This is a genomic window from Nocardia sp. NPDC060259, assembly GCF_042728775.1.
In the GTDB taxonomy this organism is placed as follows: domain Bacteria; phylum Actinomycetota; class Actinomycetes; order Mycobacteriales; family Mycobacteriaceae; genus Nocardia.
In genome coordinates, this window is the sequence record NZ_JBHXAY010000042.1 from 1 (window position 1) to 19,633 (window position 19,633).

The window sequence follows — 19,633 nt, forward strand, 5'->3', positions numbered from 1 at the left end:
GGTGTACCGCAAGTTCGGCCTGTGCCGCGTGTGCCTGCGTGAGATGGCCCACCGTGGCGAGCTCCCGGGCGTGCACAAGAGCTCCTGGTGAGCCCTCGCTCCTCGTGAGCGCTGCCGCCTAGGCGAATAACGAACGAAGGCACGGACTTCCGCGAGGGAGTCCGTGCCTTCGCGCGTTCAGGTACTCGACAGGAAAGGGAGATGACATGAATCGGATGTTCTCGGACATCTTGACTCGAGTTCTGCTGGCAGAATAGTCTTGGGCCACGTTGCGGCGGGGGAATTAAGCGAAAGCCTCAAGCGCGGCGAAGGTTTGAGTTTCATCGCAATTGTTCGGGGGCGTTGTGACGGTATTAGCTGTAGAGATTTCCGATCTGAACGGGTGGGCGGCTCAGGTCGGCCGTAACAGCAAATATATGGAGAACACCTATACCTGCTCGCTCATCGGAATGACGTCGACGGATTTCGGAAGGATTCTCGAGATCATCACGGCCGATTATGCCGAGTTGCTACCAAAGTTCCACGATGCGCTCGATACCGCTGCCGAACGGCTGGCGACCACTCAGCAAGCTCTGGCGTTCGCGAGTCAGGAATATGTCCGTGCGGACAGCGAATGGGCCGGTGAGATCGCCAGGCTCGACAACGGGCAAACGCTGAACCGAACCGATGACGGCGAAGCGGCCGGATTCAACGACGGTGTCGTGCCGGGCATGAACATGCCGACGCGTGATACGCGAACCCTGCCGGAGATCACGCTCGGCCGAATGATGGACAAGGTCTGCGACCTCATCGAGCTCGTCGGTGGCCCGGACCCGCGCGAGCACATCACCACCTGGATCGCCGGTGACATCGCCGAGGCGGGGACGCAGAGCGCGTCGTGGGATCGGCTGGAGGAATATCTCGAGAACATCCAGGCCAACATCAAGCGCGGGCAGACCAATATCGTGAAGACCTGGACCGGTCAGGCCGCCGACGCGCAGGCCACGCTGTTCGGGGATTGGGACACCGTTTGGACCAGCCAGCGGAGTGCGATGACGCAGATGGGTAGTCATCTGCGAGACGCCGTCAACGAGGCGGTCAAGCTGGCGCAGGTCGTGGTTGACGTGATTCTAACCGTGATCGCGCTGGCGAGCGCTGGGTGGGGAGCCGCGGTTGTCCCGCTTTGGGGTCAGGTCAAGATGGTGCGAACCGCCATGGAAGCAGTGTCGGTCCTCAATGAAGCCCGCAAAGTTCTGATGCTGTTCTGGTCATTGTTGAGGTTGATCAAGGACTCCATCATCGCAGCGAAAGACGTACTCTCCCGAAACGCACTTCCGGCCGAACCCGCAAAGGTGTCGTGACAGGCAATGGCTACCGTAGACCACGCGATGAAAATAAAGGCGGCCGTGTCGGCCATCGACACCGCTCTCGATGAGCTCGAGCAGAAACTGGCCAGCTTCAAGGCCTCCTGCCAGGTACCCGCCGAGGTGTGGCAAGGCTTGCAGGAGAAGGCCGCAAGCGGCGAACTGGGCGCCGACATGCAGGCGGCCGCCGGTTTGGTGTCCGGCGGTGCCGAGACCTGGGATTCCCTGTTTTCCGGGAAATCCACCAATTCAGATCTGGTTATTTCTCATCTGGATGCAATGCAGGCCGAGCACGGCGCCGCGGCAGCCGCAGGGGTCGGGCCGAACGGTATGCCAGCCGAGCTGTACCAGTGATCGGAAAGGTCGTCGGCTCGGTCTGTGTTGTGTCCTGCGGTGTGGTTGTGGTCGCGTGTGGAAGCGGAGAATCCGTTGGTGGTGGCCCCACATCCACGACCAGCTTCGTGCCTCCGCCGATCGCGGTAGCCGTTGCTCCGCCGCCGGCTCAAAGTGGTCCGATGCAGGTGCGGCTCGATCCGTGCACTCGGTTGGGCGACGACGTCGTCACCCGGATCGGATTCGACCCCGCCACCAGAGTCAGGTCTGGTGGCATCGTCACCGAAGGGCTGACCACTATCGGGTGTGACTTCCTGCGGAACGAGGAAGTCGATGGGACGATGGTGCCGGTCGGTCTCCTCTCGGTTCGGTCGAGCAGCCGCACCATTGACGAGGTTCGTGCCGACAAGAAATGGCCGGTCCTGGCGAACGAAGTGGTCGGTGGCCGAGGCGCGGCGGTGTATCAGTCGCCCCAAGCTGGCGGGACCTGTGCGATCGCCATCAAATCTAAGGATGGTGTCCTGGATATCACCCTGCTGAACTCGTCGAAGAACCCCTCGAACGTTTGCGATGAGGTCACTTCGATCGCGCATTCCGTTGTCGGCATTCTCGACGCCGAGTGACCGGAGAGTCGATGACCGAGGAAGTGCGGAAAACCGATCCGCTGTACCGCAGAGGACTTGAGGCGGCGGCGGCCTATGACGACGCAGAGACCGGTCAGCGGAGAAAGAAGCTGTTGGTTGTCTTCGGCTATGGGCTGGCCATGATCGTCGAACATTGGATCAGGCAGGGTCTGCAGCAGGGCGCCCTTCTGTTCTCGGTGATCGTCGCGGCGTTCGGAGTGTTCGGCACCGAGACTTCCGCCTGGCGGTTCGGCCTGGTGGCGGCGGGAGTGGCCGGGGTGGCGCTGGTCTTCGTTGTCCTGCGTTCGCGGTGGGGCTTGTTATGGCAGCACTTCGTTCCAGCGGCGGTCCTCGGCGCTGACGCGCTGCTGTTGATTCTCTGGAATCAACGCTGATCGATGGGTCTCCGCAGTAGTGCGCGGGTTGCGCGATCAGTGTTCCTGGAGGTGGTGCCACTCCGTCCCTGCCTCGTCGAGCGGTCGGCGAGGCAGGGTAGGTAGGGCCGTCGACTGCGGCTGGGTGGTGTGCCCCGTAGGACGGGGCGTGCGGAGCGTGTGGGTGGAGCGGCAAGGTGGAGCCGTGAAGAAGCTGGCTATGTCCTCTGTTGTCGCTCTGTTCGCTCTCACTCCTGTGGGATTACATGAGAAGTGACACGCACGATGTCGCCGGCATTGCCGAGAATACTGGGTTGAGCGTATCCGACGTGGAAAAGATCAAGCAGCACGTATTCAATGCCGAACACAAATTGTTGATTCGTATACCGGAGAGGTTCGAATCGGACATTTCGATGCAGACCCGGATATGGCGGAGGCTTGGTTGCGGTTCAGCGAAGGGCGGGGCACTCCGACTGATCGGTTGTTGCTGGATCATGAACTTACCGACCTGAGATACCTCGAGGCCAATCCTGGAGCGACGTACAATGATGCGCATGCGGTCGCAAACCAGGCCGCCAACTGGTGGTCTGCAATGGGAAGGAAGCAGTGCTGCTGGGTGCAGAACTGAGCACATGGCCAAGAAAGCACTGGTCAACAAGGCCAACGCCAAGCCGAAGTTCGCGGTCCGCGCCTACACCCGCTGCCAGCGTTGCGGCCGCCCCCACGCGGTGTACCGCAAGTTCGGCCTGTGCCGCGTGTGCCTGCGTGAGATGGCCCACCGTGGCGAGCTCCCGGGCGTGCACAAGAGCTCCTGGTGAGCCCGCGCTCCTCGTGAGCGCTGCCGCCTAGGCGAATAACGAACGAAGGCACGGACTTCCGCGAGGGAGTCCGTGCCTTCGCGCGTTCGGCGCTGCTCGCCAATGGCGGTCAGAGCGACAACTCGGACCACGGGATGGTGATCGGGAACGGGAAGTCGATGGTGATTTCGGTGGAGTCGGCTGGCGACCAAGTGCCGGCCAGGAGGTAGTTGGCCTTGTGGAGCGGTGATACGCCTGCTGGCAAGGCCCCGGTTCCGGATGCCAGGCCGTATGCCTGCACATACGCGATCGCGCTGCGCCGCGGATGCAGGGTGACTTCCCAGTACCACGGAATGCCCGCAGCCGCGTATCTGGCCCTTTTGGTTTCCATTTCGGCCGCAGTGTTCGACGGGGAGAGAACCTCGCCGACCAGGAGCGCATCGTCCGCGCGAACGTGCGCGTACGCCTTGTCCAGGCATCGATGGACCATGAAATCTGGAGTCACGAAATCGGATTTACCTTGCTGACCGAAGAAGACGTTCGTCTCGGTACGAACCCGCCAGCACTTCTCGGGCTCGGTGTCCATCGCGCGCTTGGCGTCTCGGCGAAGAGCATTCCACAGCAGGTTGCTGGCTTCCTGATGTTCTCCTGGCCCGCGCCGCGTCCAGACCACGCGCCCGCCCCACAGTTCGATACAGGAGGCGATTTCCTCAGGAAGCTGCTCGAGCTCTTCCCACGTCATGTATTCGGGCAGGTCGGGGCGCTGAGGATGCGCTTTCGTCATGGCGCAATGATAGTCCCGGGTGCGACTTCCGCTCCCCGCTCGGCTAGCTCTTGTGCCATTCCGCCCACGCCTCGTCGAGCAGGGACGCGACTGCCTCGTAGGTCTCCCAGGTGTCGGGGCGTGATAGGTGGTCTCGTAGCGCGCGATCTCGGGGATGCGGTCGTAGGCCCCGGAGGTGCTGGCGGTAGGCGGCGTCGGCGAAGGCGCGGCCTCGGACGTCGAGGTCGCCGTGGTCGATCTGGCCGCAACAGTGGTCGAGTAGGTATCGGCCGGAAGGTGGGTGAAATATTCGGATTTCACTCTTGTTGGGGGCCTGTGTCGTGTTCCCTTGGCGCATGAAGAAGATTGCCGCTGTTGCTGTTCTGTCGTGTGCGTTGGTTTCGGTACCCGCCGTTGCCTCTGCCGCTCCCGTCTCGCCCGCACCGGTTGCCGAATCCGGGTCGTCGCAAGGTGGTGCGGGGTCGTCGAAGGGTGGGTCGGGGTCGTCGGAGACGGCGTTGATCTGTTCGCCGGTCGCGCAGTTGTTGTTTGCCACGGGCAGTGTCGAGAAGCCGCCGCTGTATGACCTGCTCTGCCTGCTGAGCTGAGTCAGTTGTCCACTCGCAGGTGAGTGAGGACTGCCAGGACGCGGCGGTGATCGTCGGGTTCGGGTTGTAGGCCGAGCTTGGCGAAGATGCTGCGGACGTGGGTCTCGATCGTGCGTTCGCCGAGGAACAGGGTCGCGCCGATCGCGCGGTTGGAGCGTCCTTCGGCCATGAGCCGCAGCACTTCTCGCTCCCGAGGCGAGAGTTCGTCGAGCGGCAGGGCGCCGTGGTGTGGTCGGGAGACCAAGCGGGCGACCAGGTCTGGATCGATCGCCGAGCCGCCGGCGGCGACTCGCTGCAGGGCCGTGACGAACTCGTCGATGTCGGAAACCCGGTCTTTGAGCAGGTAGCCGAGGCTGCGCGCGCCGCCCGACAGCAGGTCGAGAACATTCTCGGTCTCGATGTACTGCGAGAGCAGCAGCACCGCGGTGCCTGGATAGTCGCGACGGATGATGACCGCGGCGTCGATGCCCTCCGTGGTGCAGGTCGGCGGCATGCGGATGTCGACGACCGCGACATCGGGGCGGTGCGCGCGGACCAGGCGCAACAGCGCCACCGCGTCGCTCGCCTGCCCGGCGACCTCCATGCCCTCGTCCTCGAGCAGGCGCGCGATGCCCTGGCGGAGCAGCGCCGAGTCGTCGGCGAGCACTACCCGCAACCGCGGTGCGGTGCCCGCTTCGGCAGGCTGACAGCGGATCGTCGGATGTTCGGCGGTGTCGTCGGCCGCCGCGGTGAGCACCGCCCGCGCCGTGGTCGCGAAGGTGCCGCAATCCGGATAGCGGTCGTCCGGGCGCTTGGCCATCGCCAGGGCGATGACCGCGTCGAAGGCCTTCGGCAGGGTGGGCAGCAGCGCGCTCGGCTGTGGAATCGGGCCGTTGAGGTGGCCGTTCATGATGGCGGCCTGGCTCGGTCCCGGATAGGGCGGACTGCCGGTGAGCAGGTGGAACAGCGTGCAGCCCAGCGAGTATTCGTCGGCACGATGGTCGATGGTTCGTCCTTCGAGCTGTTCGGGGGCCGCGTAGCGGAGGGTGGCGACCATCATCCCGGCCGTCGTGAGGTGCACGGTGTCGTCGAGGGCTTTGGCGATGCCGAAATCCGTCAGCAGCACCCGTTCGGGTTCGCCCGGCTCGGTGGGGGTGGCCAGCAGGATGTTCGCCGGGTTGACGTCGCGGTGGAACACCCCGGCCCGGTGCGCGTAGTCGAGTCCCGCCGCGACCGCTTCGATGATGTGCACGGCCCGTTCCGGCGCCACCGGCCCGTCGCGCAGCAGGCGGGCGGCATCGGTTCCCGGCACCAGTTGCATCGCGATCCAGAGCCGATCGCCCTCGCGGCCACGGTCGTACACGGCAACGATGGCGGGGTGGTCCAGCCGGGCGGCGTGATCGGCCTCGAACTCGAATCGGGTGCGGACGTAGTCGTCCGTGGTGAGCGAGGGATGCAATACCTTGAGCGCGACGGTGCGTGGCAGGGTCGGGTGGCGAGCGGCGTAGACCGATCCCATGCCGCCCGCGCCGAGCGTCCGCTCGATCGTGTAACCCGCGAACACCGTGCCGGGTTCGAGGTCACATCCGCTCATGCGTCACCACCTCGCCGCGTGTTCCGCGCACCTCCATTGAACACCTCCGGCGGCTCATGGCGCGTCGCCCGTATGGACCGGCAGGGAGGCGGTGAGGATCGTGCCTGCGCCGGGAGTGCTGTCGACGCTCAACCGGCCACCGAGTGCCGCGGCGCGATCGGACAATCCGCTGAGTCCGCCGCCGGGACGGATCTGCGCGCCGCCGCGCCCGTCGTCGGCGATCGTCATCCGCACCGTGTCGTCGACCAGGCACACCTCGATGTCGACATGCGTAGCGCCGGAATGCTTGGCCGCGTTGGTGATCGCCTCGGCGGCGATGAAGTACGCGGCCAGCTCCACCCCGGCCGGTGGCCGCGGTACCAGCGCCCCGTGGATGCGCACGGGGAGGGGGGAGCGTTCGGCGAGCGAGGTCAGCGCGGCCGTGAGACCGCGCTCGGCGAGGATCGGCGGGAACACGCCCCTGGCCAGTTCACGCAGCTCGGTGAGCGCGGTGTCGAGTTCGGCGGCGCCGCGGGTCACCAGGTCGCCCTGGGTTTCGGTGTCGGCGGCGCGCTGTGCCCGGCGCAACAGCAGCGCCGCGGCGACGAGACGTTGCTGCGCGCCGTCGTGCAGATCGCGTTCGACGCGGCGGCGCTCGGCGTCGCCCGCCGCCACGATGCGCTCGCGGGAGCGGCGCACTTCGGCGAGCTGGGCTTGCAGATCGTTGCGCAGGCGCTCGTGATCGAGGGCGAGTTCGGTCGCGCCGCGCACGGCGGCCAGCAGTTCGGGTTCGTTCTGCAGCTGCTTGTCGTAGACGAGCGCGGCCGTCGCGGCGCCGTCGCGCTCGAGGATCGTCGTCACCCGGTGACCGCCACCGCGCGGCAGTTCCCGGACGTGCCCTTGGTCGTCGACGTAGCCGCCGCGTTCGGCATCGAAGGTCCACAGCGCCAGGGTGGGATCGTGCAGTGCGCGGCGTAACGCCTCGACGAAGCCGGAACTGATCGGGGCCGCGCCGATCTCGACCATGGCGTCACCGACCGCGGCCCGCGCCATCCGGTACCGGACCTGTCCGAACGCGATGGCCGTCGGCAGCAGCACGAGCGGGATGTAGCGCAGATTCAGCGTCCAGGCGTGCACCGAGCCGGGGAATCGGGCGGCGGTCGCCAGGACCCACAGGGTGCTCACCCCGGCGACCGTCGCGAGCACCATGATCGGGGTGAATCCCGCTCGATAGGCCGCCGTGCCGGATCGCCAGCGCTTGATCACGACGGTGATGACCGTGATGGCGAGAAGGACGGCGGCCGCGCCGACGGTCAGCTGAATCCGATCGGCGAGGACCGCGTCGTGGCGGATCAGCAACAGGTTGACCGAGGTCGACGGGTGCGGCGCAGGCACCTCCCGCGGATCGAAGAACAGCCACTCGGCCGACACCCCGAACACGGCCAGCGCCCAGCAGGCCCGGATATACCAGCGCTCCCACGATTGGCGCAGCCGTCCCGACGGGAAGCCGAGCAGGATCGGAAGCATCAGCGGCAGATAGATATTCGTCAGCACCGCGCCCGCGGTGAACAGCATCGGGTCGCTCGACCGGCGGACACCGCAGGCCAGCCACACCATGCCGGCCACCATGAAGAGCGGTCCGGCCAGGTCACGCGGCCGGTTTGTCCAGGTGAACAGTCCCGACGCCACGAACGATGCCCCGGTCAGCAGGAACAGCGCGAGCTCGACCCGGCTGAACTTCGGTGAAGTCTGCGCGGCGGCGAAGGCCTCGCGCGGTCCCAACAGCAGGATCCTGGCCGGGTCGTAGAGAGCGGCCTCCGACCAGTCCACCGACAGCGCGACGGCGACGCTCAGCGCGGCGGCACAGGCCGTGACGCCGCCGATGACCGCGACCGTGCGAGGTGCCACTGGAAACCTCCGACTACCCCGATCTCCTCAGGATCCTCCGCCGGAAACACCGGGCGCAACCGTCGTCGGAACCAGTGCTGGCACTGAGCTGATTCCGTGCCTTCACGGACGTGGAAACGGCAGGTCAGACCGTAATTTTGGGATGCGCCGCCGACCGGTGGCCGACTCAACCACCGCCACTGCAAGGCGGCCACATCAAGGAGATTCCGATGAGAAACCACACCGGCCGGATGGCCATCGCACTCGGCACGCTGGCAGCTGCCCTCGCCCTCGGATCAGGCGTCGCCAGCGCGATCACGATCACCTCTGACGGCGTCGTCGGAGACCCCTACGGCGTCACACTCACCGATGGAGGTGCCTATTCCTGTGTCGTTCTGGGCCCAGGCTTCGCCTCCGGTATCACGTCAGCGGCGGGCACTGCTGGGGCAGGCGGGTTCTTGTGGGCCGGCCCGGTAGTGGGCCTATGCAATAACCCGGTGCAGCCGATCGTCCCGGGCATCGCGGGCTGACCGAGTCATGCCGTCATTGCTCCGAGGGCATCGATTTCTCAGTGGAGTTGGTGCCCTCGGAGCCGATGCCCCGGCAAGTCGGGGCGTGCGCACCGCGAGGGCGGACAGGCACAGTAACGCCATGAAGAAGCTCGCTGTGTCCTCCGCCCTCGCTCTGTTCCTCCTCGCCCCCGCCGTCAGCGCCACCACCGCGCAGGCCCAGGAGCCGATCGCGGGCAGTGGGTCGTCGAGCCTGGACGTTCTGTGCAGCCCGATCGGTGGTCTGCTCGTCGTTGCGGGCAGTGCCGAGAATCCTTACGGCCCGCTGCTCACCGGGGTGTGCGTCAGCCGCTGACGGTCAGCCGAAAGGGGATCGGTCGATGTCACAGCGCAGGTCCTGCGGTGGCAGCCGGCCGGTGAACAGGTAGTCGCGCTTGACGCGTTCGGCGCAGGTGCTGGCCACGTACATGCTGCTGTGGCCTGCACCTTCGATCACCACGACCTGGGCGCGGGACAGCTGAGCCGCGCCCGCGTAGGCACCACGCAACGGCGTCGCGGGGTCATATCTGCTGTTCAGGACCAGGATCGGGGCAGCCGTCTCACGATTCCACGGGCCGGTGTACCGGTCGGCGTCATGGGCGGGCCAGAAGGCGCAGGGGGTGGCGTTGAAGACGGCGGTGCGGCCGAAATAGGGGACGCGCAGGTCTTCGACGGCGCCGACCCGACTGTAGACGGCGGGGTCGGTCGGGACGGCGCTGTCGGTGCACTGGATCGAATAGAACGCCTCGATCCGGTTGCCGGGGTGTTCTTTGGCGAAGACCGCGTCGTGCGTCACGGCCGGGAGCAGCGCGGTCCCGGCGTCGAAGAGTTGCTGGAGCAGGATCGCCAGGTCGGCGTAGGTATCCGGGCGCGCGAGGCTGCCCGCGGCGGCCACGATCTGCTCGTAGGTCCACGGCGTGCCGTCGACAACGATGGGGGCGAGCCGCGCGCGTTCGGCGAGCGCGATCCACTTGAGTTTCGGGTCTCCCGCCGAGAACGCGCAGTTCGGACCAGCGGCCGAACAGTCACGCAGGAAGGCGTCGAAGGTCTCGGCCATGGCATCGGCCACGCCCTGCCTGGTATCGAGCGGCAGGTCGGCGCCGTGCCCGTCCACATTTCCCTGGAAATCCAGTGACCCGTCCAGCGCCATCGCCCGCACCCGGCCGGGGAACATGTTGGCGTAGACGGCGCCGACCTGCGTGCCGTAGGAGATGCCGTGATAGGTCAGCGCCGCATCACCCACCGCGCGTCGCAGCAACTCCAGGTCACGGGCGGTATTCGTGGTCGAGGCGTGCGCCAGGATCGGGCCCGCGGACGCGCCGCAGCGGGCGGCGATGTCGGCGGAACGGGCGAAGAACTCCGGTTCGTCGCCGGGACCCGCCGGGATGCCGGGGAAGGTCGCGAAGTAGGCCTCTTGCTCGTCGGCCGAGGGAAAACAGCTGGTCGGAGCGCTGCGTGAGACCGAACGCGGATCCCACGACACCACATCGAATCGGGCCCGCAGTTCCTCGGAGAACAACCACGGCCACCGCGCCCGCTCGCGCAGCCGGTCGACGCCCGACGGTCCAGGCCCGCCGAAGTTCACGAACAGGGTGCCGATCCGGCGACCGGGATCGGTCGCGGGCAGCTTGATCACCGCCAGCTCGATCTGTTCGGCCTGCGGGCTGTGATAGTCCAGCGGTACCCGCGCCCACGTGCAGGAGAAGCCGTCCTCGCAGTCCGACCACTGCAGCGCCGGCGTGCTCGCGGCTTCGGCGAGCTGATCGACATACGGATCGGCCGCGCCGGCGGGGGACGGGACGGTGAGAGCGCCGATGCCGAGCAGAACAGCGAGAGCGCGAGTCCAGCTGCGGCGAGTTCCACGGCGCCAAGAGCGCGAATACAACTGCCGAGCCTCCTGTGCAGATCGGACGGACCTCGCGAAGCTATCACATGCTTACTCCGGGAAACTAGTTGGTGCCGAACGGAATTCGCCGTGTCCGCCCAGCTCGCCCGCCGCCGCGACCCTGTTCCGTGCCGTCCGCTCCTGAATTTATTTCGAATTGTTCGGTTAACGCGAAGTTAAGTACTTCGGCGGATTCTGTGTTTCTCCCGATAATTTCCGCGCCGAGGTGGTCGATACGCCACTCCGTCGCTACTGTCGGTGTTGTTGCGCGGAAATGTGGCGCAACCGGGTGTCGACGATGATCCCTAATTCCAGGACAAACGGAGGAAGTGGGATTGTGACGACAGCCACAGAGAAAACCGGGCGTGACCTGGCCCACCGCCCCGCGTACCGGGGGATGCCGACCGGCGCGATGCCGATGGTCGCTTTTCTTTCGGTATTGGCCGGATTTATCGGCGCCGCCGCCTATACGCATTCCGCCGGATATTTCGTGACATTCATGACCGGAAATACCGAGCGAGCCGTTCTCGGCTGGTTCGACAACGACGCGGTCTTGGCGACCGGCGCCATCACATTGCTCTTCTCGTTCGGTCTCGGCGTGTTCGTGGCCTCGCTGCTGCGGCGACGCGTGTGGCGCGACAGCCGCCACGGCGCGGCCGTGGTGACCACCGCCGCCCTGGCCGTTGCCGCCGTCGTCGACTGGGTCCTTGACCGAACCGGCGGTCAGGAGGTCGGGTTCATTCCCATCGCCTTCGTCGCGTTCGCGGTCGGCGCGCTCAACACGGCCTTCGTCAAGAACGGCGAGACCAGTGTTCCGCTGAGCTACGCCACCGGGACGGTGGTGAAGCTGAGTCAGGGCATCGAAAGCCATGTCAGCGGCGGCAGTTCCCGTGATTGGCTCGGCTACGCGCTGCAGTACGGATCCTTCGCCGCAGGCGCGTTCCTCGGCGGCGTGCTGAGCATGCTGGTCGGCGGCGAGATGATGCTGATCGTGGCCACCGTCGTCTCGGCCGTGGCGATCCTGCTCACCGCCAAGGCCGCGACCGAGCCCCAGATTTTGTCCTGACCACGGCATTGCCTACACTAGAGCGGTTGCCTGGGCACCACTGTGTCCGCTGGCGCCTCGCTGACTGTAGGTGAAGCGGGCGGACGGTCCAGGCACCGAGAGCTCGTAACGAGAACTCATCCGGTCGGTAAGTGCCGTCCGGACCAGCCGAATTGTTGTAGGCCCACGGTCACCCCGTGAAAACGGGGAGATGCTGCATGGGAACCGCAGCGAGAAAGGTGTCGAGGTCTAACCATGACCATGACTGATCCGATCGCAGACTTCTTGACACGTCTGCGCAACGCCAACTCGGCGTACCACGATCAGGTGAAGGCGCCCCATTCCAAGCTCAAGGCGAACATCGCCGAGATCTTGAAGCGTGAGGGCTACATCGCCGATTACCGCACCGAGGACGCGACCGTGGGCAAGTCCCTCGTCGTCGATCTGAAGTACGGCCCCAGCCGTGAGCGCAGCCTGCAGGGCCTGCGTCGCGTCTCGAAGCCGGGTCTGCGTGTGTACGCGAAGTCCACCAACCTGCCCAAGGTCCTCGGCGGCCTCGGCGTGGCGATCATTTCCACGTCGACCGGTCTGCTCACCGACCGTCAGGCGGCCAAGCAGGGCGTGGGCGGCGAAGTCCTCGCCTACGTCTGGTAAGGGAGGACTACTAATGTCGCGTATTGGTAAGAAGCCCATCGAGATTCCGGCCGGCGTCGACGTCACCATCGACGGCCAGGTCGTCACGGTGAAGGGTCCCAAGGGCACCCTGTCGCACTCCGTGGCCGAGCCGATCACCGTCGCCAAGGGCGAGGGCAACGAGCTCGAGGTCCAGCGTCCGAACGACGAGCGCGCAAACCGCTCGCTGCACGGCCTGAGCCGCACCCTGATCGCCAACATGATCGAGGGTGTCACCAAGGGCTACGAGAAGAAGATGGAAATCTTCGGTGTCGGTTACCGTGTGGCCGCCAAGGGTTCGAACCTCGAGTTCGCCCTGGGCTACAGCCACCCGGTGCCGATCGAGGCCCCGGAGGGCATCACCTTCGCGGTGGAATCGCCCACCAAGTTCTCCGTGTCCGGTATCGACAAGCAGAAGGTCGGCCAGATCTCCGCTGTCATCCACGGACTGCGTAAGCCCGACCCGTACAAGGGCAAGGGCATCCGCTACGCCGGCGAGGTCGTTCGCCGCAAGGTCGGAAAGACGGGTAAGTGATCATGGCGCAAACCGAAAACCAGAAGGCCAAGCGGATTCCGCTGGGCAAGGACGCTTCCACGAAGCGTCGTCTGTCGAAGACCCGCCGTCACTTCCGTCTGCGCAAGAAGGTCGTCGGCACCACCGAGCGTCCGCGCCTGGTGGTCAACCGCTCCTCGCGGCACCTGCACGCCCAGCTCGTCGACGATTCGGTCGGCAAGACCATCGCCGCCGCGTCCTCGATCGAGGCCGACGTGCGTGCGCTGGAGGGCGACAAGTCCGCCAAGGGCGCCAAGGTCGGTCAGCTGATCGCCGAGCGTGCCAAGGCTGCCGGTATCGAGGCGGTCGTGTTCGACCGTGGTGGTCACGACTACCACGGCCGTATCGCGGCGCTGGCCGATGCCGCTCGTGAAGGCGGGTTGAAGTTCTGATGACTGTTATTTCGAATGGAAGGAACGTCTGATGCCGGGACGTCAGCGGCGTGACGGCGGCAGCGGACCCGCCGGACAGAACCCCAATGCCCCCGAGGGCGGCCGTGGCGATCGTCGCGGTGGCGGCGACCGTCGTGGCGGTGACCGTCGGGACCAGGCCGCCGAGAAGAACCAGCTCGAGCGCGTAGTCGCGATCAACCGCGTCTCCAAGGTCGTGAAGGGTGGTCGTCGCTTCAGCTTCACCGCCCTCGTGATCGTCGGTGACGGCAACGGTCTGGTCGGCGTCGGCTACGGCAAGGCCAAGGAAGTTCCCGCGGCCATCCAGAAGGGTGTCGAGGAGGCTCGCAAGGGCTTCTTCCGCGTCCCGATGATCGGCTCGACCATCACCCACCCGGTTCAGGGTGAGGCGGCGGCCGGTGTCGTCATGCTGCGTCCGGCTTCGCCCGGTACCGGTGTGATCGCCGGTGGCGCGGCGCGTGCCGTGCTCGAATGCGCTGGCATTCACGACATTCTGGCCAAGTCGCTCGGTAGCGACAATGCGATCAACGTCGTTCACGCGACGGTTGCCGCGCTCAAGATGCTCCAGCGTCCCGAAGAGGTTGCCGCGCGTCGCGGTCTGCCGATCGAGGATGTCGCTCCGGCGGGCATGCTGCGTGCGCGTGCAGGACAGGGAGCCTGACATGGCTGATCTCAAGGTGACCCAGATCAAGAGCACCATCGGCGCCAAGGCGAATCAGAAGGACTCCCTGCGTACGCTGGGCCTTCGTAAGATCCGTCAGAGTGTTGTCCGTGAGGACAACGCTCAGAACCGCGGTCTGATCAACGTCGTGCGCCACCTCGTAACAGTTGAGGAGGTCTGACAATGACCATCAAGTTGCACCACCTGCGTCCTGCGCCGGGTTCCAAGACCGAGAAGACCCGTGTGGGTCGCGGTGAGGGTTCCAAGGGCAAGACCGCCGGTCGTGGTACCAAGGGCACCAAGGCCCGCAAGAACGTCTCCCCGGCGTTCGAGGGTGGCCAGATGCCGCTGCACATGCGCCTGCCGAAGCTCAAGGGCTTCACCAACCGCTTCCGCGTGGAGTACCAGGTTGTGAACGTGGGCCGCATCGCGGAGCTGTTCCCCGAGGGCGGCACGGTCGGTAAGGCCGAGCTCGTCGCAGCCGGCGCCGTTCGCAAGAACGAGCTGGTCAAGGTCCTCGGCGATGGTGAAATCGGTGTCGCGGTCCAGGTGACCGCCGACAAGGTGACCGGCTCCGCCAAGGAGAAGATCGCCGCCGCCGGTGGCACCGTCACCGAACTGGCCTGACGGTACTGTAGTTAGCAGTGGACACCGGACGAGTCGAGAGCTCGTCCGGTGTCACTGTTAGAGTTCAAGTGTTGTCTGCCAAGCTCGTCATCGGCTGACGTATCCACACGATGCGGTGTTGGTTCAGTCGCATGGCATGACCATGTCGTTCGCCAGGAGGATCTGTGCTTTCCGCCTTCGTATCGGCCTTCCGGACTCCGGACTTACGGCGGAAGATTCTCTTCACGCTGGGGTTGATCGCGCTGTACCGGTTGGGTGCCGCGCTGCCGTCCCCCGGCGTCGACTACCGCGCGGTCCAGGACTGCGTGAAGCTGGTCTCCGGTGGTGAATCCGCCGGTATCTACCAGCTGATCAATCTCTTCTCCGGTGGTGCGCTGCTGCAGCTTTCGGTGTTCGCGATCGGCATCATGCCGTACATCACCGCGAGCATCATCATCCAGCTGCTGACCGTCGTCATCCCGCGCTTCGAGGAGCTGCGCAAGGAAGGCCAAGCAGGCCAGACCAAGATGACGCAGTACACCCGGTACCTGTCGATCGCCCTGGCGATCCTGCAGGCAACGGGTCTCGTCGCGCTCGCGGCGCGCGGTCAGCTGCTCCAGGGCTGCCAGCAGGACATCCTCGCCGACACCAGCATCTTCGGCATGATCATCATCGTCCTGGTGATGACCGCCGGTGCGGCGCTGGTCATGTGGTTCGGTGAGCAGATCACCGAGCGCGGTGTCGGTAACGGCATGTCGCTGCTCATCTTCGCCGGTATCGCCGCCCGCATCCCGATCGACGGCAAGAACATCCTCGACACCCGTGGTGGCCTGGTCTTCGGTCTCGTCTGCGCCGCCGTCCTGGCGATCATCGTGGCCGTGATCTTCGTCGAGCAGGGTCAGCGCCGGATTCCGGTGCAGTACGCCAAGCGCGTCGTCGGCCGCAAGATGTACGGCGGTTCGTCGACATATCTGCCGCTGAAGGTCAACCAGGCCGGTGTCATCCCGGTGATCTTCGCGTCCTCACTGCTGTACCTGCCCAACCTGATCGCGCAGCTGACAGGGTCGAGCACGGCGACGGAGCCGAGCTGGTGGCAGGAGATCATCCAGAAGTACCTGGTGAATCCGTCCAACCCGGTCTACATCGCCATCTACTTCGGCCTGATCGTCTTCTTCACCTACTTCTACGTCGCGATCACCTTCAACCCGGAGGAACGCGCCGACGAGATGAAGAAGTTCGGCGGCTTCATCCCGGGCTACCGTCCCGGCAGGCCGACCGCCGACTATCTCAACTACGTTCTGAGCCGCATCACCCTGCCTGGCTCGATCTACCTCGGTCTGGTGGCCGTGCTCCCGAACGTGTTCCTCGACATGGGCAATTCGGGTGCGGTGGCGAACCTGCCGTTCGGCGGTACCGCGGTGCTCATCATGGTCAGTGTTGGTCTCGACACGGTCAAGCAGATCGAGAGCCAGCTGATGAATCGAAATTACGAAGGGTTCCTCAAGTGAGAGTTGTTCTGCTCGGTCCGCCGGGTGCCGGCAAAGGTACTCAGGCCGTCCTGCTGTCGGAGAAGCTGGGCGTTCCGCACATCTCCACCGGAGACCTCTTCCGCGCGAACATCAGCCAGCAGACCGCCCTCGGTCGCGAAGCGCAGAAGTACATGGACGCGGGCGACCTCGTCCCCAGCGACGTCACGAACCGCATGGTCGAGGCCCGCGTCGCCGAGCCGGACGCCGCGAACGGCTTCGTGCTCGACGGCTACCCGCGCACGGTCGATCAGGGCGATGCGCTGAAGAAGATCCTCGAGAACCACGGCACCGAGCTCGACGCCGTGCTGTGCTTCGTGGTGCCCGAGTCGCTGCTCAAGGACCGGATGCTCGCCCGTGGCCGCGCCGACGACACCGAAGAGGTGATCGACAACCGGCTGCGCGTCTACCGCGAGGAGACCGAGCCGCTGCTCGAGTACTACGACGGTCTGGTCGTGACGGTCGAAGGCGTCGGCGAGGTCGACGACGTCAACGCGCGGGCACTGCGGGCGCTCGGACGCTGATGGTCTTCAGCCGTAAGAAGAAGGTCGTGCCGTTCCGTTCGGCGGGCGAGCTGGATGCCATGGCGGCAGCCGGCGCGATCGTCGGACGGACGCTCGTCGCCGTCCGCGCCGCGGCCAAGCCCGGCGTGTCGACGCTGGAACTGGACGAGGTCGCCGAGCAGACGATCCGTGACGCGGGCGCCGTCCCGTCGTTCAAGGGTTATCACGGCTTCCCCGGCTCGATCTGTTCTTCGGTCAACGACCGTGTGGTCCACGGCATCCCCTCGGCGACGGAAATCCTCGCCGAGGGTGATCTCGTGTCCATCGACTGCGGCGCGATTCTGGACGGCTGGCACGGCGATTCGGCGTGGACCTTCGGTGTCGGCCCGATCATCGAGGCCGACCGGCTGCTGAGCGAGGCCACCAAGCTGTCGATGGAGGCGGGCATCGCCGCGATGCTGCCCGACAACCGGCTCACCGACGTCTCGCACGCCATCGAGCTCGGCACCCGCGCCGCCGAGCGCGAGCACGGCCGCGCCTACGGCATCGTCGACGGCTACGGCGGTCACGCCATCGGTCGCGAGATGCACATGGACCCGTTCCTGCCGAACGAAGGCGCCCCCGGCAAGGGCCCGCGCCTGGTCGTCGGTTCGGTGCTGGCGATCGAGCCGATGCTCACCCTCGGCACCACCGAGACCAAGACGCTCGACGACGACTGGACGGTCGTCACCACCGACGGCTCCCGCGCCGCGCACTGGGAGCACAGCGTCGCCGTCACCGAGGACGGCCCGCGCATCCTCACGCTGCGTCCGGAGTAGTCGCGGGTCAAGAAGCCGTCAAGATCGCCGATCCGGCAGTCAGCGCGGCGTAAAAGTCCGTTGTTCGCCCCTGGTTCACCTCCGCGTCCCTGGCATCGTTCCAATTCTGGTTCGGTGAAAGGGATTTCGGATGGCGGGCAAGGTTCAGGTCACCCCGGGGCAGCTGCGGGCGGCGGCCGATCTGATGGCCGATCTGCGCGATGATGTGCGTGGCGTCCTGACGGGCTTGAAGGCGGCATCGAGTGCCCACGGTGCGCCGTGGGGCGAAGACGGTTACGGCACGTCGTTCGCCGGTGGCGAGACCGGATATCTCGTCGCGCGCGAGAATATGTTCACGGCCATCGCCAATATGGCTGCGACGCTGGACTCCTACGCCGACGGTCAGCGCAGAGCCGTGACACTGCTGGAGAAGCAGGACCGGCTCTAGACCGCGCCGATGTCCATCAACCTGCCGTCGGAGCTGCATTGGCTCGGCTGGGTCGCAGGCTCGGACTGGCCCGACGGCGACGAAGACAAGATGTGGGCGCTCGGCGAGAACTGGCAGCAGGCCGCCGACGATCTGCGGCTTCTGCTTCCCGAGCTGCGCGCCGCCTGCACAGCCACGTCGGACGCGTATCCGTGGGGTGCGGGACACGATGCGATCGACGCCGCGCTGGGTGCGCTGCGGCAGGGTGACCAGTCGCTGGAGCGGCTCGTGGACGTGCTGGAGGAGGTCGCCTCCTCCGCCGACGCGACGGCCACCGAGATCGAGTACACCAAGATCCTTGTCATCAGTTCGCTGGCCATGCTCGCGGTGGAAATGGCTGCGGCGCTGCTCTTTCCGCCGACCGCCCCGCTCGTCCAGTCGGCCGCCATCGCGTTGACCAACGCCGCGGTGCGGATCATCGGCAGGCGGGCGGTGACCGCCATCGCGAGCTACGCCGCGCGGTCGGGGATCGCCGCGACGGTCAAGTTCCTGGCCAAGCACGCGGTGGTGAGCACGGTGCTCGGCGCCGGACAGGATCTCGCGATCCAGGCGGGGCAGGTCGCCGCCGGTCATCGCGACGAAGTCGACTTGGAGCGGGTCGGTACTACTGCCCTGACGGCCGCCGTCGCGGGCAAGATTGGTGGTCATCTCGGCAAGGGGCTGAACAAGGTCGCCGATGCCCTGCCGCTGCCGGCGAATGCGATCACCGGGGCAGCGAAGGGGGCCGCCGTCGGTGTGGGCGCCGGTATGGGTGGAGCTGTGGCGGCATGGGGCGCAGGGGGCCTCATCGACAGCAACGGGTGGACCTGGGATCCGCGAGTCCTCAGCGGCGGCGCGGCTTTCGGTGCCGGAACCGGTGGTGTGCAGGGTGGGCGCGCGGGCAGGCGATCCGGTGGGGCCGGAGCTGCCTCCGCTCCGCCCGGGTTCGCCACCGCGGCCGGTTATCCGGCCGGTGCGTCGTACGCCTCGGGCACCGGCGGAACCGGCTCGACGACGGGTCAGGGCCCGCTGACGAACCTGGGCTCGTCCCGTGGTTCCCCCGCGAACTCCGCTGGTACCGGCGGAAGTACGTCGGGCAGCGGTGCTGCTGCGGGTGGTGGCACCGGCTCGACGGGAACGTCAGGCTCCGCGGGTGGAAATGCCTCAGGGCCCTCGTCGCCCGGTGGTGGCACGCCGAACCCCGGCACGGGTGCGCCGACCCCCGGCAACTCCACAATCACAACGACACCGCACGGCCCGGGTTCCGCCGCGTCCACACCGACCGACAACGACGCCCCCGGCTCCCTGATCCCTTACACCCCACGCTATTTCGACCCGGACGGCGCCGACGGCCTCCCCGCCTACGAAGCGGCCGACCCAGCTGATATCCCACTGTGGGAACGGGACCGGACAACAGAATCGGAGAACACCGAAACACCGTCGATTCCTGTCGGCCCGTGCTGATAGCTTGTCCGGGCGACCGACCAGCGAAGGAGTCCCTGTGGCTAGCGCACCTCCCGGTGAGTCGTCCGGCGATTACCGGTACACGGGTATCCCGCTGACGGCAAATGTATTCGCCGATCTGCTGACCGAGCTCGCGTCTAGCCAGATGCTCCGTCGGTCCGATGCGGTTTCGCTGGTGTCCGCTCACCATCTCGGGCAGTGAGACTGCCCGCCGACT

At 66.1% G+C, this 19,633-nt stretch carries 24 protein-coding genes and 1 pseudogene; 21 read left to right on the forward strand and 4 right to left on the reverse strand.

The features are described from left to right. The 6 genes and pseudogenes from rpsN to ACFWF2_RS17320 form a co-directional block, all read left to right on the forward strand. A pseudogene (gene rpsN, locus ACFWF2_RS17295) lies at positions 1-91 on the forward strand (30S ribosomal protein S14); the annotation flags it as partial. Between the two features lie 325 nt (positions 92-416). Then, a complete protein-coding gene (locus ACFWF2_RS17300; RefSeq protein ID WP_379308430.1) occupies positions 417-1,340 on the forward strand; it encodes a hypothetical protein in 924 nt (307 codons plus the stop codon). Positions 1,341-1,346: 6 nt separating this feature from the next. Next, entirely contained in the window at positions 1,347-1,697 is a 351-nt protein-coding gene (locus ACFWF2_RS17305) for a hypothetical protein (RefSeq protein WP_379308431.1), read from the forward strand. A gap of 47 nt (positions 1,698-1,744) precedes the next feature. Continuing rightward, positions 1,745-2,299: a DUF3558 domain-containing protein gene (locus ACFWF2_RS17310; RefSeq protein WP_379308458.1), complete on the forward strand. Its 555-nt coding sequence runs from the start codon at positions 1,745-1,747 to the stop codon at positions 2,297-2,299. A gap of 11 nt (positions 2,300-2,310) precedes the next feature. Further along, positions 2,311-2,694, forward strand: coding sequence for a hypothetical protein (locus ACFWF2_RS17315; protein ID WP_379308432.1), 384 nt, complete (start codon positions 2,311-2,313; stop codon positions 2,692-2,694). A gap of 611 nt (positions 2,695-3,305) precedes the next feature. Further along, positions 3,306-3,491, forward strand: a complete 186-nt coding sequence (locus tag ACFWF2_RS17320) for a type Z 30S ribosomal protein S14 (protein ID WP_014981705.1) — start codon at positions 3,306-3,308, stop codon at positions 3,489-3,491. A gap of 109 nt (positions 3,492-3,600) precedes the next feature. On the opposite strand, the gene ACFWF2_RS17325 is transcribed toward ACFWF2_RS17320, so the two are convergent. Then, on the reverse strand, positions 3,601-4,254 hold the full coding sequence (locus tag ACFWF2_RS17325) for a Uma2 family endonuclease (RefSeq protein WP_379308433.1): 654 nt from the start codon (positions 4,252-4,254) through the stop codon (positions 3,601-3,603). 335 nt (positions 4,255-4,589) lie between these two features. Between ACFWF2_RS17325 and ACFWF2_RS17330 the strand changes: the two genes are divergently transcribed. Next, a complete protein-coding gene (locus ACFWF2_RS17330; RefSeq protein WP_379308434.1) occupies positions 4,590-4,841 on the forward strand; it encodes a hypothetical protein in 252 nt (83 codons plus the stop codon). Position 4,842: 1 nt separating this feature from the next. Here ACFWF2_RS17330 and ACFWF2_RS17335 read toward each other — a convergent pair whose 3' ends face one another. After that, positions 4,843-6,414 carry a protein kinase gene (locus ACFWF2_RS17335; protein WP_379308435.1) on the reverse strand — a complete coding sequence of 524 codons (1,572 nt, stop codon included), beginning with the start codon at positions 6,412-6,414 and terminating at the stop codon, positions 4,843-4,845. A gap of 54 nt (positions 6,415-6,468) precedes the next feature. After that, positions 6,469-8,301 carry a sensor histidine kinase gene (locus ACFWF2_RS17340; protein ID WP_379308436.1) on the reverse strand — a complete coding sequence of 611 codons (1,833 nt, stop codon included), beginning with the start codon at positions 8,299-8,301 and terminating at the stop codon, positions 6,469-6,471. Positions 8,302-8,510: 209 nt separating this feature from the next. Here ACFWF2_RS17340 and ACFWF2_RS17345 point away from each other — a divergent pair, with 209 nt between their 5' ends. Together ACFWF2_RS17345 and ACFWF2_RS17350 are read left to right on the forward strand one after the other, a co-directional pair. Further along, a complete protein-coding gene (locus tag ACFWF2_RS17345; protein WP_379308437.1) occupies positions 8,511-8,810 on the forward strand; it encodes a hypothetical protein in 300 nt (99 codons plus the stop codon). A 121-nt stretch (positions 8,811-8,931) separates the two neighbouring features. Beyond that, positions 8,932-9,144: a hypothetical protein gene (locus tag ACFWF2_RS17350; RefSeq protein WP_379308438.1), complete on the forward strand. Its 213-nt coding sequence runs from the start codon at positions 8,932-8,934 to the stop codon at positions 9,142-9,144. Between the two features lie 3 nt (positions 9,145-9,147). Here the strand turns inward: ACFWF2_RS17350 and ACFWF2_RS17355 are convergent, their stop codons facing one another. Next, positions 9,148-10,713: an alpha/beta hydrolase gene (locus ACFWF2_RS17355; RefSeq protein WP_379308439.1), complete on the reverse strand. Its 1,566-nt coding sequence runs from the start codon at positions 10,711-10,713 to the stop codon at positions 9,148-9,150. 397 nt (positions 10,714-11,110) lie between these two features. Here ACFWF2_RS17355 and ACFWF2_RS17360 point away from each other — a divergent pair, with 397 nt between their 5' ends. From ACFWF2_RS17360 to ACFWF2_RS17415, 12 genes are all read left to right on the forward strand, one after another. Continuing rightward, positions 11,111-11,779 (forward strand): YoaK family protein, encoded by a 669-nt coding sequence (locus ACFWF2_RS17360; protein ID WP_379308459.1) that lies wholly within the window; start codon positions 11,111-11,113, stop codon positions 11,777-11,779. Positions 11,780-12,013: 234 nt separating this feature from the next. Continuing rightward, positions 12,014-12,412: a 30S ribosomal protein S8 gene (gene rpsH, locus ACFWF2_RS17365; RefSeq protein WP_014981717.1), complete on the forward strand. Its 399-nt coding sequence runs from the start codon at positions 12,014-12,016 to the stop codon at positions 12,410-12,412. Between the two features lie 13 nt (positions 12,413-12,425). Next, entirely contained in the window at positions 12,426-12,965 is a 540-nt protein-coding gene (gene rplF, locus ACFWF2_RS17370; protein ID WP_378853427.1) for a 50S ribosomal protein L6, read from the forward strand. A 2-nt stretch (positions 12,966-12,967) separates the two neighbouring features. Further along, positions 12,968-13,375 carry a 50S ribosomal protein L18 gene (gene rplR, locus ACFWF2_RS17375; protein WP_110037187.1) on the forward strand — a complete coding sequence of 136 codons (408 nt, stop codon included), beginning with the start codon at positions 12,968-12,970 and terminating at the stop codon, positions 13,373-13,375. Between the two features lie 31 nt (positions 13,376-13,406). Continuing rightward, on the forward strand, positions 13,407-14,054 hold the full coding sequence (gene rpsE / locus ACFWF2_RS17380; RefSeq protein ID WP_378853423.1) for a 30S ribosomal protein S5: 648 nt from the start codon (positions 13,407-13,409) through the stop codon (positions 14,052-14,054). A 1-nt stretch (position 14,055) separates the two neighbouring features. After that, on the forward strand, positions 14,056-14,235 hold the full coding sequence (gene rpmD / locus ACFWF2_RS17385; RefSeq protein WP_019045070.1) for a 50S ribosomal protein L30: 180 nt from the start codon (positions 14,056-14,058) through the stop codon (positions 14,233-14,235). Between the two features lie 2 nt (positions 14,236-14,237). Next, a complete protein-coding gene (gene rplO / locus ACFWF2_RS17390) occupies positions 14,238-14,681 on the forward strand; it encodes a 50S ribosomal protein L15 (RefSeq protein WP_019045071.1) in 444 nt (147 codons plus the stop codon). A gap of 164 nt (positions 14,682-14,845) precedes the next feature. After that, a complete protein-coding gene (gene secY, locus ACFWF2_RS17395; RefSeq protein ID WP_189030475.1) occupies positions 14,846-16,168 on the forward strand; it encodes a preprotein translocase subunit SecY in 1,323 nt (440 codons plus the stop codon). Beyond that, a complete protein-coding gene (locus ACFWF2_RS17400) occupies positions 16,165-16,710 on the forward strand; it encodes an adenylate kinase (RefSeq protein WP_379308440.1) in 546 nt (181 codons plus the stop codon). The genes secY and ACFWF2_RS17400 overlap by 4 nt, the downstream gene beginning before the upstream one ends. Further along, positions 16,710-17,507, forward strand: coding sequence for a type I methionyl aminopeptidase (gene map, locus ACFWF2_RS17405; RefSeq protein ID WP_379308441.1), 798 nt, complete (start codon positions 16,710-16,712; stop codon positions 17,505-17,507). The genes ACFWF2_RS17400 and map overlap by 1 nt, the downstream gene beginning before the upstream one ends. A 130-nt stretch (positions 17,508-17,637) precedes the next feature. Further along, positions 17,638-17,934, forward strand: a complete 297-nt coding sequence (locus tag ACFWF2_RS17410) for a hypothetical protein (RefSeq protein ID WP_379308442.1) — start codon at positions 17,638-17,640, stop codon at positions 17,932-17,934. 9 nt (positions 17,935-17,943) lie between these two features. Next, a complete protein-coding gene (locus ACFWF2_RS17415; protein ID WP_379308443.1) occupies positions 17,944-19,416 on the forward strand; it encodes a hypothetical protein in 1,473 nt (490 codons plus the stop codon). Positions 19,417-19,633: the final 217 nt, after the last annotated feature.